This window comes from Croceimicrobium hydrocarbonivorans (assembly GCF_014524565.1).
GTDB classification, from domain to species: Bacteria; Bacteroidota; Bacteroidia; order Flavobacteriales; family Schleiferiaceae; genus Croceimicrobium; species Croceimicrobium hydrocarbonivorans.
On record NZ_CP060139.1, the window covers coordinates 3,343,570 to 3,357,335 of the forward strand.

Here is a 13,766-nt window from a genome sequence, read left to right on the forward strand (position 1 = left end):
AAGAGTTTAAGCCTGGCCCACCGGTCAAAGACTTAACATTCTTCCAATATTCAAAGTCTATATTGCGCCCCGCAATGAAGGATTTCCAAAACTTTAGCGACCAAAATTTGCTGGCCCTGGTCCAATCGGAAGCCAATCAATTGGCTTTTGAGGAACTCTATGCTCGCTATTGGAAATCGCTGCTGGGCTTGAGTTTGAAGCTCTTGGATGATCCTGAAATTTCCAAGGACTGCGTACAGGAAGTTTTCGTTTCCCTTTGGTTTCGGCAGCAAAATCCGATTAAAAGTCCCATCAGCGATCTACGCGCTTTTCTCTTTAAAGCGGTACGTTTTCAGATTGCGAATCAAATGCGTGGAGATCGCATTAAAGCAGAGCATATAGACCTTTATGCCAACCTGGATTTAGACAATCGATTGGAGGAGAACCTGCATGCTGTAGATCTTCAAAATCAGATTGATACCCTGGTGCAAACTATGCCCAACCGAACCCGTGAGGTATTTATCCTGAGTCGTTTCCAACATCAAAACAATCAGGAGATTGCCGCGGCCTTGGAAATTTCTCTAAGCACGGTAGAAAATCATATCAATAAGGCGCTGCGCATTTTAAGAGAAGGTTTGGAAAAGTCGGGTCAATTGGCTTTCCTCTTGCCCTTTTTACTCCATTAATGTTACCAAATCATTAAGCTGCATTTTAGGACTAGGTGCAGCCCCTAGGTTTGGGTACTTCCTTATAAAGCCAAGGAAGTGCGAAAGACTGATCTCGAAAAAGTATTTAAGAATTACAGCAAGGCAAGAACCTCCGATCGAGAGGAGCGAAACCTAGCGAAGTTCTTTGCGCATTATGAAAAGCAGGTCGATGAAAGTGCGGTTTCGGACTCCTATCGAAACGAAATGCTTAAAGCCATTGAAGCTAAAATAGATGGACGCACAGGGAAAGTTCGAAGACTCTTCCCAGAATGGCTCAAGGTTGCGGCCTCTGTGATGATCTTAATCGCAATGGCTTATGGTTCGTTCCAGATTTATGATTCTCAGAAACAGATCCAGTATGCCATGGCATCCACCGAAAGGGGGCAAAAAACCACCTTGACCTTAAGTGATGGTAGTTTAATTTACCTCAATGCTGAAAGTAGCCTGAAGTATCCCGAATTTTTTAATCAAGATCATCGTGAAGTATGGCTGGAAGGAGAAGCCTTTTTTGAGGTGGCCCGAGATGAAAGCCGTCCCTTTATTATCCATTCCCAACATGCCGAAACGACCGTATTGGGAACTTCCTTTACGGTTTCAGATTATGCGGATTCAGAAGCATCGGTAACGGTGAGCACGGGGAAGGTGAGGGTTTTTTCAGCACAATTGGATAGCAGTCTCATCTTAGTCCCCAATGATCGATTGATCCTCAGGGAGCAGAATATGGTTTTGAGTCAGGTAAATGCCGCAGAGCAAAATGCCTGGTATAAAGGTATTCTTCGCTTTGACGGAGCCCGCTTGGAAAGCTTAGTTCCAAAATTGGAACGTTGGTATGCGGTAGACTTTATAGTAGAAGATCCGGAACTCTTGAATTGCGCTATTAGTGGGAAGTTTAAAAATGCCAGCCTGACAAGCTTCTTAGAAAGCTTGAAGTTTATTCATGGCTTGGAATATGAATTTAATGACCAGGATCAGGTCATTTTAAAGGGAAAAATATGCAAATAAAAACCCAAAGGTTGCGGGCACAACCCTTGGGTAAAGGATTCAAATAATCACAATTTAAATCAAAACAAAGGTATGGATTTTACCCCGTATCCCTTTGGTATTGGAAGGCGACTTCCGGTTCCTAAATCTTCAATTTCTTTTTTGCTGCTACTGCTCTTTTTCAGTGGGGGCAAGGTTTTCGGGCAAAACAAAGGTCTGGAGCAAATGCTTGCAATTAAAGATGCTTCTATTAAATCCTGTTTAGAACAAATCGAAGCGCAAAGCGACTATGTGTTTAGTTATAGTGCTGATTTAAAGCTCGATCAAATTCAAGTAGACTTTCCCCAAGAAGCCATGAAACTCAGTGATTGTTTGGAACATTTAAGTGCTAAACATCAATTAAGCTTTCAGATAATCGGGAAAAACATTTCCGTAAAGCAGAAGAATAAGTCGGCGGAAGACCCTGTAAAGTCCTCCCAAATAATCAAAGCCACAGGCTATATCTATGATGATCAGGGCTTGCCCTTACCTGGAGCTAATATTCAATCTTTGGATGGTCGCTATGGCAGCGCCACCAATGCATTGGGCTATTTTTCTTTTAATCTCACCAGCGATGTAGATAGCCTGGAAGTATCCTTTATCGGCCTGCAAAACCAGAGGTTTGCACTGGATAGTCAGGAAGTAAAACTTTGGATGACCGCTGTAAATTCAGATTTGGATGAAGTAGTGGTGGTAGGCTATCGTAAACAGAAACGCATCAACTTAACCACTTCGGTGGCATCAGTGGGCAGTGAAGAATTAGCCAAGCATGAAGTTCCCAGTCTGGATCAAGCTTTAATTGGCCGGATGGCCGGAGTGGAGGTAATTCAGCCCACCGGGGATCCCGGAAGTTCCGCATCCTTTCGTATTCGTGGATTAAAGTCGATAGGAGCCGGTTCGCAACCTTTAATTGTGGTAGATGGTCAGCCTATTTCCGATCAGAGTGGGATCGCATCTTTAAATCCTGCGGATATCAGCCGGGTAGACGTATTAAAGGACGCGGCGGCTACCGCAATTTACGGCTCTCGAGGTGCAAATGGCGTAGTGCTCATTAGTACTAAAAGCGGGAAAGAGGGGCCAACGAAATTCAATTTTTCGGTGACACAGAGCTACCAATCGGTTTTGAAGCAAGTAGAATTATTAGATGCCTATGATTTTGCCGATTCCCGCAATCAGGCCTATCGCAATAGCTGGATACAGCAAAACCCAGGACAGCCGGTGCCTACTGATCCCCGAGATTATGGAATTCCGGATTATATGCTGCCCTACCTCGAAGGCAAATCCGGTCTTACTAATACCAATTGGCAAGATGAGATTTTTCAACTGGCACCTATGTCGCGCTACAATCTCTCTGCTTCGGGAAATAGTGCGGGTTTGCTCTACTTTCTATCTGCCAATTATTTAAAGCAAGAGGGCTTGGTTAAAGGTTCGGATTATGAGCGCTTTAGCTTTCGTTCCAATTTTGAGGGGAAGTTTAAATCCTGGCTTAGCTATGGCTTGAAATTAAACCCTTCCTATGCCATTAAGAACGAGGTAAGCTCCGAGAATTACAGTGATGATGGAGTGGTATTAATCGCCCAGGTAGCCGATCCTTTTTTTCCGGTGCGAGAGGCCAATGGCGATTTGGTTTTGGGAGGCATTTATCCAGAAACCGTAGGTGGCCCGGTTGAAAATCCGGTGGCCCTTGCTACACAAATTGAGGATAAAACCGAAGAAATTCGACTGATCGCCAATACCTACCTGGAGATTGAACCCATCCGCAATTTGAAAATTAAGACCCTCTTGGGCACCGATCTAATTTCGAGAAAGTACACCTATTATCGTCCCTCCAATTTAGGTCAATACCGCAGCGCCCCGCCAGTAAGTGCGGTGGGGAAATTTCAGGCTCGACGAATTCTCAATTGGGTTTCAGAAAATACCCTGAACTATGATTTCGATTGGGGAGCGCATCAATTCAATTTTTTAGGGGGCATCACCGCCCAATCCGAATCTGCAGAACGAGGCTGGATGAACGGTAGGGGATTTCCGAATGATGAGACCTTTAACATCAATATTGCTGATGAAATAAATGCCGGGAATAATATTGATGAATGGACCTTAATGTCTTACCTGGCGCGCTTGATGTACGAATTCGATAATCGCTATTTACTTTCTGCATCGCTGCGCAGTGATGGTTCTTCGCGTTTCGGATCCAATAGCCGCTGGGGAACCTTTCCTTCATTTTCCGCTGCTTGGCGATTGAGCTCCGAGAAGTTCTTTCCGAAATTGAATTGGCTCAATCAATTAAAGTTTCGGGGCAGTATTGGTGAAACCGGAAACTTTTCCATCCCCAATTATGGCTCTATCTCCTTATTAGGGGATTACAATTATGTCTTTAATAATGATCGCAGCTTAGGCATCGCCCCCTATACTAATCCTAATGTAAATCTCACTTGGGAAACCACGGTAATGCAAGATTATGGCCTCGACCTTAATCTCTTTAGCAATCAGCTAGAGCTTAGCCTTGATTATTACATTTCTAATACCTCCGGGATGTTATTGGATGTGCCAGTTCCTGCCCATTCTGGCTTTGTGAGTTCTTTGTCGAATTTGGGAAAATCGCAAAACAAAGGTTGGGATATTAGCCTTTTGCATAGCTATGAGCGTAAAAGTTTCCAATGGACCAATCGCTTGAATTTCAGTACTAACAAAAACAAAATTATCGCTTTGGGGCCTGGGCAGGAGTACCTCCGTACCTGGTATACTTCTACCGAAGTGGGAGGCGAATTAAGTGCCTATTGGGGCTATCGCAGTTTAGGAGTGCTCAGTCAGGAGGATATTGAGCAGGGATATCCTGTGCGCTCCGATGCCATGCCGGGTTTTACCTATCGCTGGGAAGATGTTAATGGGGATGGTGAAATCACCGAGGAAGACAAAACTATTTTGGGAAGCTATTTCCCGGATTATACCTGGAGTTTGGCCAGTAGCCTGAATTATAAAAACTTCGATTTCAGCTTTCTGATGCAATCGGTGCAAGGCCATGAAATCTTCAATTATACCCGCTTATGGACTACCAATCCAGAGAATTGGAGCCCAGTATTAAAAGAAGTGTACAACAATCCGGATTATGTGAAACCACTTAAAAATCAAACCGATAAAAACTATCAGCGCAGTAGCGTATTAATCGAAGATGGTTCCTATATCCGGATTAAGAATATTACCCTCGGCTACAGTCTCAGTAAAGCCCTTTTAGAAAGCTTGAATTTGAGTAATCTGCGCCTCTACTTTTCAATGGAGAACCCTTTTATGTTCACGGATTATACCGGAACCAATCCCGAAGTGAGCTCCAGGAATAGCAATAGCCTGCAATTGGGCATTGATTATGGGAATTACCCTATCGCTCGAATTTTCTCCATGGGAGCTAATCTGTCATTTTAATGAATCGGATCATGAGGAAGTATCTATTAGTTATCGGATTGGCCTTAAGCCTTGTAGCTTGCGAGAAGGATTTCTTGGATCGCCATCCTAAAACCCAAATGAATGCGGCTAATTTTTACCGCAATCGAGATGATTTAAATTATGCTCTTACGGCGGCTTATGCCAGCTTAGCCAGTGATGGTCAGTATGGCTACAATTTTATGCATTTGATGGAGATCCGATCCGATAATTCAAGTCTCGCTGATTATTCGCGTAGTGGGCGGCGTTATGGCGATATTGACTTTTTTACGCTCAGCTCCGAGAATGCAGTATTGGAGCAAAGCTGGCGCTCTTGTTATAATGGTATTAATCGTTGCAATCTGGTTTTAGATCACCTGGCTTCTATTCCGGATATGTCAGAAGCGGAGAAAGCCCAGCGCAAAGGAGAAGCCTTGTTTATTCGTTCGCTCAGCTATTTTAATATGCTACGTTTATGGGGGGAGGTTCCCTTAATTCTTAGTGAAACCACGGATCCCATGCAGAGCTTCCAGCAAAAGCGCAAGCCGGTAGCTGAGGTTTATGCCTTATTGGTATCCGATCTGGAGGAGGCTCAGTCCTTATTAACTGCAAAAGCCGAAGAGTCTGGAAGGGCAACCCGTGGTGCGGCCCAAGCCTTATTGGCTAAGGTGCATTTAAGTCAGGGTGCTTATGCGGCGGCGGTACAAAGCTTAAAACCCTTAATTGGTACGTATCGATTGCTGGACGATTATGCGCAGGTTTTCGCCCTTTCGAATGAGAATAATGAGGAAGTAATTTTTTCCATTCAATACAAAGGTGGCCTCAATGGATTGGGGAGCAAATTTGCCAACTTATGTGCCATTGATCTAAGTTTGGTGGGTAATGGCTCAGCTTATGGAGACAATTTACCCTCGGAGGATTTGATTAAATCCTACAGCACTAATGATCGTCGATTAGGCGTAAATATCGACAGCCTTTTTGGCGTGCCTTATTGCAAGAAATATATAGAGTCGGTACCAGCCAATTTTGAGGGCGATAAGAACTTCATTGTACTACGCTATGCTGATGTTTTACTGATGTTAGCAGAGGCCATCAATGAACTAGGCTATCAAAGCGATCCTACTGGCAATCAAACAGAAGCCTTCATTTATCTCAATGCAATTCGCCTGAGAGCGGGATTAAGTCCATTAAACTCTAGTGACCTAGCCGATCAAAATGCCTTTCGTGAAGCGGTGTTTAAGGAACGTCGCAAGGAATTAGCTTTTGAGAATCATCGCTGGTTTGACATGATCCGCAGTGGAAAGGCATCGGCGGTAAGCCAGGTGGCCTCTACCCAAGGACCTATCCAAACTTATTTTGACTATAAAAATTTATACCCCATCCCCGAAAGGGAAATTATTACGGTAAACAACTCGGCTTATATGTGGCAAAACCCGGGCTATTAAGACTTTCATTTATAATCACAAATCACAATTTAAATCAGTAACAAATGAAAAAGGGAAAATTACTATTTGCGGTTCTTGCTTTTTGGGCAACTGGCATGAGCGCTCAGATAGACAGCATGGAGCTCCGGAATTTCGGTACTCCGCTGGAAAAACATCTGTATCAATACGATGCGGCACAGAACATTATTGAGGACCTCGTTTACGAATATTCCAGCAGCTCGAATACCTGGCTTTTAAGCCTTAAGTACACTCCCATGAACTACGATGCCAATGGCAATTATGCTGAGAAGTACAAATTTGTGTACAACTCTGGCGCTTGGGATACCTTAAACCATTATGTGTATGCCTACGATGCTGATGGCAACCAAACCCAGATGAAGAACTACGAAAAGAACGGTGCAATCTGGGATGCTGTGGAAGGTTATAATCATAGTTACGATCTGTTTGATCGCAGAACCAGTACCATTCGTGTACAGTGGGATGGGAAGTACAAATTCCGTTTACGGGTGTATTCGGGGCATGATGCCAAAAAGAACCACACTATTTACCGTGAGACCTATAATTCTGCGACACCTAGCGGAGGTACCGATCGTTCGAATTTCGACCTTATGATGGCTTTGGTAGAAGCTGATATCACCTGGAAGAATAGTGCATCGGATCCGGATTGGTGGTATGGTTATACTCAGGCTTTTACCTACACTAATAATGACCAGAATGAGAGTCAGGAAAGAGTAACAGGGAAACCAGAAAACACCTATCAGGATAAATACAAATGGGAGCGGACCTATGATGCCAATGGGACCATCCTTTCTGAAGTGGCTTTCGAATGGAATGGTGCAGATCCCAATTCTGGAACCTGGAATGCGCCTAGTGATAGCCTTACTTACCATTATTATGTGACCTCAGGGGTAGGATTAAATGAATGGGCAATGGATCTCCATTTTTATCCTAATCCGGTTCAAGATCGTATGCAAATTGAGGCCATAGGTGCAGCAAACTTGCAAATTTTTGATATGAGCGGTGTAAAGGTTAAGGAGCTTCATTTGAATGGAAACCAAGAAATAGACCTGGCCGACTTAAAAGCTGGTTTGTATTTAATTCGTTTGGAAGATCAAGCTTCGACCTTCCAGGGACGATTTGTAAAACTTTAATTCGGAGTTCAATTGTTTGGGGTGCCCCCGGTTTTTAACTGTGGGGCACTTATTTAATTTCTGCTATGAAAAAATACCTGAGCTTAATTCTCTTAGTTCTTGCTTACGCTTACAGTAATGCTCAAGTTCGAAGTCCTCGAAATGCAGAGGAACTAAAAGCCTTGTTTTTAAACGCTGAATCTGAGCAAATTCTGGTTTGTGCCCATCGGGGTGATTGGCGTAATGCGCCCGAAAACTCCTTACAAGCGGTGCAAAATTGTATGGAGATGGGAGTAGATATTGTAGAGGTAGATATTCGCAAAACCAAGGACGATCAATTAATCTTAATGCACGATCGCAGTTTGGATCGAACCACTACCGGAAAGGGGAAGATTAGCGATTGGCTTTTGGCTGATATTAAAGATCTGCGCCTAAAAAATGGGGCCGGAATGAAAACAGATCATAAGGTTCCCACATTAGAAGAATTAATGCTCTTAATTAAAGGGAAGCCCATTTTGGTAAATCTCGATAAAGCTTGGGATAATTTGCCTTTGGCTTATGCGGTCCTTAAAAAAACAGGTACTCTTAATCAGGCTATATTTAAAGGAAATGAGCCTTTGTTTAAGATGCGGGAACAATGGGGTGCTTATATGGATAGTATCATGTATATGCCCATGGTGTGGCCAGAACATCATAGCATTTACAAACGCGATTCCATCCAAAGTCCGCGCGCTTATACCCAGGGTTTCTATACCAACTTTAAGCCCGTAGCCTTTGAGGTGATTATCGAAAGTGAGAATTCTTCCGTTTTGGAAGCGATGACTTTAATGAAGGATCAGCAGACCAGTATTTGGATAAATACCCTATGGTCTGAATTATGTGCCGGCCACTACGATGATCTGGCGCAGTATGATCCGGAATTGCATTGGGGTTGGGTGATTAAAGCCGGGGCGCAGGTGATTCAAACCGATCGACCGGCCAAACTGCTGGATTATCTACGGACTAAAGGTTTGCATCCTTAAAGTTGATGATTCCTTATAGGTTGATACGTTCTCGGAAGGCTTCTTTATAGGCCCGACCAATAGGAATTTCCAAATCGTTTTTAAGGATAAGTACCGTACTACGAACTTCCAAAATTTGCTCCAGATTTATGAGGTAAGATTTATGGACTCTTTGAAAGCCATGGTCGCCTAATTTCTGCTCCCAATAGTTTAAGGTTTCCTTGCTGAGCACGGTTTTATCCTTAAGATGCAGCTCGGTATAATCCATGTCTGAGGCAATATAGAGAAGCTCTTTGCTGCTCACTGCAATATTTTCATAGCCACTTTTTACGAAGAAGGAATATTCCGGTTCTGCACTTTTATGTAGTGAATGATATTTATCCATGGCCTGAGCAAAACGCTCGGGGGCAATGGGTTTCATCAGGTAGTCGATTACCTTAAACTCATAGCTCTCTAAAGCATAATCCGGAAAGGCGGTGGTGAGGATTACCGCGGGATGTGTTTTCAGATTGCGTAAAAAGTCCATGCCTGATAGACGGGGGAGGTGGATGTCGAGAAAGATTAAGTCTACCTCCTCCTTCTGTAAAAACTCCTTGGCTTGCAAGGCATCGGTAAAGCTGGCTAGCAATTGCCATTCTGGGTAATCCTGTAAATAATGCTTCAGGATGCGCTGGGCGGGGATTTGATCTTCAACTATAATGCACTTCATGACTGAGCACTGAGCTTAAGTTTTAAATCTACACAATAGGTGCCAGCACTTTCACGGATCTTTAATTCATGTTGATCGGGATAAAGAAGCTCTAAGCGCTTTTGCACATTTTGCAGGCCAATGCCCCCTTTTAAATCTTCGGTATTAGACAGCTCCCCGAAATTATTGCAGCAGCTAAATTGTAAATCGCCTTCCGGCGAAAGCCGTAAACTGATCGCAATATCAATCGCCTCACTGAGACTAGCTAAACTGTGCTTAAAGGCATTTTCAACAAAAACGGAAAGGATTAAGGGGGCAATGCGATATTGATCGGAAGCCAGTTCTTTGCTCCAGGATAATTTGCCTCTTTCCTCCATTTGCATTTCACTCAGCTCAATGAAGTTTTCTACTTGTTCCACCTCACGACTCAGCGGTACATATTGAGCCTGGGCTTCGTAAAGCATATAGCGCATAACCCCGGATAATTTGAGCAATACGGTGGCAGTTTTATTGGATTTCTCCAGCGCCAGAGCATATATATTATTGAGATTATTGAAGAGGAAATGTGGATTGATTTGGGATTTCAGAAACTGCAGTTCACTTTCCTTAATCAGGTTTTGCAATTCTTCGAGTTCCCTTTGTTTGGTAAGGGCATCCCAAGCGAACTTAAAACCGGTAAGGATGGTGATGGTAGGAAGTAAATCGGTGAGGGTGCGAAATATTCCTGGGAAATGAGTGCCTCGAGTATCCGGGAAAAAGATTTGTTCCAAAATGCCTTCTTCAACCGCCATAACCAGAGCTAGTAATGCAATTAAAGCTAAACTAAAGCCCAGGTATTTCTTGCGATAAAGCAATTTGGGTAAAAGGATATAATTAATGATGGCCGCCGTAAGGGCATAGTTCAGAAAGAAAAATACCTCATGCGTTTTCACCTGGCTCTCATTCTTCCAGCCTTCGCGATCGAAAGCATAAAAAACAAAGACCATGGCATGGAGGGCGATTTGAAAAATGAGCTCCCAGGAGCGTTTATGATTTCTGAATTGCATCTTCACAAGGTAAATCTATAAACAATACTGAGCCTCTCTAATTAGGATCGGTAAACAGCTGATCTTTATGGTTCATCGACCGGTTTTAGGGCAATATGGTAGTTGGGAGGTCTGCTCTGGTCGTTCACCGGATTCTATTTGAGTAGTCAGGGAAAAGCTCGGTTCTTTGCACAGTAATTTTTTTTCATACGATGGCAATCAATCGAATTTCGATAGTACTTGTTTTAGGAGTGATTTTTAGCCTAAGCCCCCTTAGGTTATGGAGTCAGTCTGAAATTCGAATTGAGGGGCAAGTTGCCGATGCTCTCAGTAAAATTCCTATTCCTTACGCTTCAGTTGCTTTGGTTGATTCAGTAAATGGAAGGGTAAAGGATGGGGTGACCACAGGTGAAGACGGGACTTTTGATTTGACGACTAAGGAGACGGATTTCTATTTGGAAATTAGCTTTATGGGTTATCAGTCGCTTCAAATCAGAAATTATAATCCCCAATCATCTGTGGTCAGGCTGGGAGTAATTTACCTGAAGGAGAACAGTCAAAGCCTGGATGAGATAGAGGTGACCGCTGAAAAGTCGGCCATGGAATTTAAGCTGGACAAGCGGGTTTTTAATGTGGGTAAGGATTTAAATACCACCGGCATGGGAGCCTTGGATGTACTGTCCAATGTACCATCAGTAAATGTGAATATCGAAGGACAGATAAGCTTAAGAGGCAATACCGGAGTGCAGATCCTCATCAATGGTAAGCCCTCGGTTTTATCGGAAGAAGGCTCCAATGCCCTGGGAACTATTACTGCCGACATGATTGAAAGCATTGAGGTGATTACCAATCCTTCCGCCAAATATGAAGCTGAGGGAACCAGTGGCATCATCAATATCATACTCAAGAAAGAAGAGAAAAAGGGCTTTAATGGCTCAGTTTCCGTTAATACCGGAATTCCCGATAATCATTCGGTAGGAGTGAGCTTAAATCGACGCACGGAGAACTTCAATTTCTTCACCCAATTTGGAGTGGGCTATCGTTCCATGCCGCGCTATAATGAGAGTTTGAACCGTAATCTCAATGATGGCACCGAGATTTATAGTGAAGGCACTGAATACCGCAATGAGAATTTTTACAATATCACCTTAGGTACCGACTATCATATCAATGATTGGAATGTGCTAACCCTTTCCGGAAGTATGGCTTATGAAATTGAAGATCAGCCATCGGAAACTGATTTTCGTTTAAGGGATGCCAATGGCAGTCTTTTATCCGAATACCGTCGTACAGAAGAAACCAGCGCTACCAATCCGAAGTATCAATACGATCTACAGTATGAGAAGCAGTTTAGGAATAATGAGGACCATAAATTATTGATCAGCACCTTAGGTCGTTTTTTCGGGAAGACCCAAAGTTCTCAATTCTTAAATATTCCGATTGGCACGAGTGATGTGGCACCCAATCAACGGACCGAAACCAGCTTCTTCGATCGCAGTTTTGTGTATAAACTCGATTATAGCAATCCCATCACCGAGGCTTTTAGCTTGGAAGCCGGGGCTTTATACGAGCAAAATGATGTGGGTAATGACTATCAGGTCTTGAATAATGCAAGCAGCGGCTATGTGATTGATAGCAGCCTCACCAATAATTTCGAATACGATCAAGGGGTGTTTGGGGTCTACAGTACTGCAGCCTATGAAGGCAAGAAATGGGGCTTAAAATTAGGTTTGCGTTATGAGCACACCCTTTTAAACACCTTACTCACTACTACCAACGAAGCTAATAGGCAAGAATATTCCAATTGGTTTCCAACGGTGCATAGCTCCTATAAAATATCCCAGCGCTTCTCTATGCAGGCGGGTTATTCGCGCCGCATCTTTCGTCCGCGTTTATGGGATTTAAACCCCTTCTTTAATATTCGCAACAACTATAATATTCGTCGGGGTAATCCTGAATTGCAACCTGAGTTTGGTGATTCCTATGAATTAACCGGAATCTGGATTTTTGAGAATTTATCTTTAAATACCAGTTTGTACCATCTGTATACCACGGATGTAGTGGATCGAGTGAGCTTCTTTGAGAATAATGTGAATACCACTATGCCTGTGAATGTTGGGAGCCGCAATCAAACCGGTTTGGAGATAAATGGAAAATACAATCCGGTAAAATGGTTGGGGATTAATGGCGATTTCAACTATGGTTATTTCAGTCGGGAAGGGGTCTTTCAGGATCAGGATTTCAGCTTCCAGGGTGATAAGTGGAATACCCGCATTACCGGAAAGATTAAGCTACCAGCGGGTTTTGATGTGGAGCTGAGTGGCAATTATGAATCGGCCTATAAAACCGTGCAAGGGGAGCAAAGTGGATTTGCATTTGGAGATATTGGCCTTCGCAAGAAATTATGGGATGGCAAGGGTGTAGTGAATTTAAGTGTACGCGATATTTTTGCTTCCCGCATTCAGGAGAGTAGGGTGTATCAGAATGATTTCTATGCCTACAGCTTTTCGCAGCGAGGAAGATTTATAACCTTAGGATTTAGTTACAGCTTTGGCAAGGGCGAGGCCATGTCGTACAACGGCGGTCGCCGACATTAATAGATTTAGCTTTAGAAATTAAGATGAAAGTGCATCAGAAAATGCGGGTTTGGCACCGCTATTTAGGATTTTTCCTAGCCGGAATTATGGCGATCTACGCCATCAGTGGTATTGTGCTCATTTTTAGAGATACCGATGCTTTTAAGAAGGTAGAGCATTTTGAAGAAAAGCTAGCCTCAGAACTAAATGCAGAGCAATTGGGTGAAGCCTTGAAGATGCGTCGTTTCCGTGCGGATAAGGAAGAAAATGGTATGATTTATTTCCGCGATGGCGAGTACAATCAAGCTTCTGGAGAAGTGAAATACACTAAGAAGGAGCTCCCTTTCTTTTTAGATAAAATGACGCATTTGCATAAGGCAACCAGCAGTAGACCTTTAGCCTTCCTAAACATCTTCTTTGGGATTAGCCTGCTCTTCTTTGTGGTATCTGCTTTTTGGATGTACTTCCCCGGTACGGATATCTTTAAGAAAGGATTGATTTATACGGCGGTAGGATTGGTCTTTGCTTTGGTTTTGTTGTTCGTTTAGCTTGCGTTGCTTCACCGCCCGCTGCGCTCGAGAAACAGAGGACACAAAGGTGCACAGAGAGAATCTTTGCGAAACTTAGCGCTCTTAGCTTCTTTGCGGTTAGTCTCACCGCTCGCTGCGCTAGAGAAACAGAGGACGCGGAGCTGCACAGAGAGGATCTTTGTGAAACTTAGCGCTCTTAGCTTCTTTGCGGTTAGTCTCACCGCCCGCTACGCTCGAGAAACAGAGGACGC

Annotated in this window: 10 protein-coding genes; 8 read left to right on the forward strand and 2 right to left on the reverse strand. The window is 43.4% G+C overall.

Annotation, left to right across the window (positions count from 1 at the left end; genetic code table 11):
• The first annotated feature begins 74 nt into the window (after positions 1-74).
• The 6 genes from H4K34_RS14980 (at position 75) to H4K34_RS15005 (ending at position 8,717) form a co-directional block, all read left to right on the forward strand.
• Entirely contained in the window at positions 75-665 is a 591-nt protein-coding gene (locus H4K34_RS14980; protein ID WP_210758199.1) for a sigma-70 family RNA polymerase sigma factor, read from the forward strand.
• 78 nt (positions 666-743) lie between these two features.
• Positions 744-1,688 carry a FecR family protein gene (locus tag H4K34_RS14985; protein WP_210758200.1) on the forward strand — a complete coding sequence of 315 codons (945 nt, stop codon included), beginning with the start codon at positions 744-746 and terminating at the stop codon, positions 1,686-1,688.
• Positions 1,689-1,760: 72 nt separating this feature from the next.
• Positions 1,761-5,123: a SusC/RagA family TonB-linked outer membrane protein gene (locus tag H4K34_RS14990; RefSeq protein ID WP_210758201.1), complete on the forward strand. Its 3,363-nt coding sequence runs from the start codon at positions 1,761-1,763 to the stop codon at positions 5,121-5,123.
• Between the two features lie 11 nt (positions 5,124-5,134).
• Entirely contained in the window at positions 5,135-6,565 is a 1,431-nt protein-coding gene (locus H4K34_RS14995) for a RagB/SusD family nutrient uptake outer membrane protein (RefSeq protein ID WP_210758202.1), read from the forward strand.
• A gap of 44 nt (positions 6,566-6,609) precedes the next feature.
• On the forward strand, positions 6,610-7,716 hold the full coding sequence (locus H4K34_RS15000; protein WP_210758203.1) for a T9SS type A sorting domain-containing protein: 1,107 nt from the start codon (positions 6,610-6,612) through the stop codon (positions 7,714-7,716).
• A 65-nt stretch (positions 7,717-7,781) separates the two neighbouring features.
• On the forward strand, positions 7,782-8,717 hold the full coding sequence (locus H4K34_RS15005) for a glycerophosphodiester phosphodiesterase family protein (protein ID WP_210758204.1): 936 nt from the start codon (positions 7,782-7,784) through the stop codon (positions 8,715-8,717).
• Between the two features lie 13 nt (positions 8,718-8,730).
• Here the strand turns inward: H4K34_RS15005 and H4K34_RS15010 are convergent, their stop codons facing one another.
• Positions 8,731-9,405 carry a LytR/AlgR family response regulator transcription factor gene (locus tag H4K34_RS15010; protein ID WP_210758205.1) on the reverse strand — a complete coding sequence of 225 codons (675 nt, stop codon included), beginning with the start codon at positions 9,403-9,405 and terminating at the stop codon, positions 8,731-8,733.
• On the reverse strand, positions 9,402-10,430 hold the full coding sequence (locus tag H4K34_RS15015) for a sensor histidine kinase (protein ID WP_210758206.1): 1,029 nt from the start codon (positions 10,428-10,430) through the stop codon (positions 9,402-9,404). The genes H4K34_RS15010 and H4K34_RS15015 overlap by 4 nt, the downstream gene beginning before the upstream one ends.
• A 191-nt stretch (positions 10,431-10,621) precedes the next feature.
• Here H4K34_RS15015 and H4K34_RS15020 point away from each other — a divergent pair, with 191 nt between their 5' ends.
• Entirely contained in the window at positions 10,622-13,006 is a 2,385-nt protein-coding gene (locus H4K34_RS15020) for an outer membrane beta-barrel family protein (RefSeq protein ID WP_210758207.1), read from the forward strand.
• Positions 13,007-13,029: 23 nt separating this feature from the next.
• On the forward strand, positions 13,030-13,533 hold the full coding sequence (locus H4K34_RS15025; protein ID WP_210758208.1) for a PepSY domain-containing protein: 504 nt from the start codon (positions 13,030-13,032) through the stop codon (positions 13,531-13,533).
• Positions 13,534-13,766: the final 233 nt, after the last annotated feature.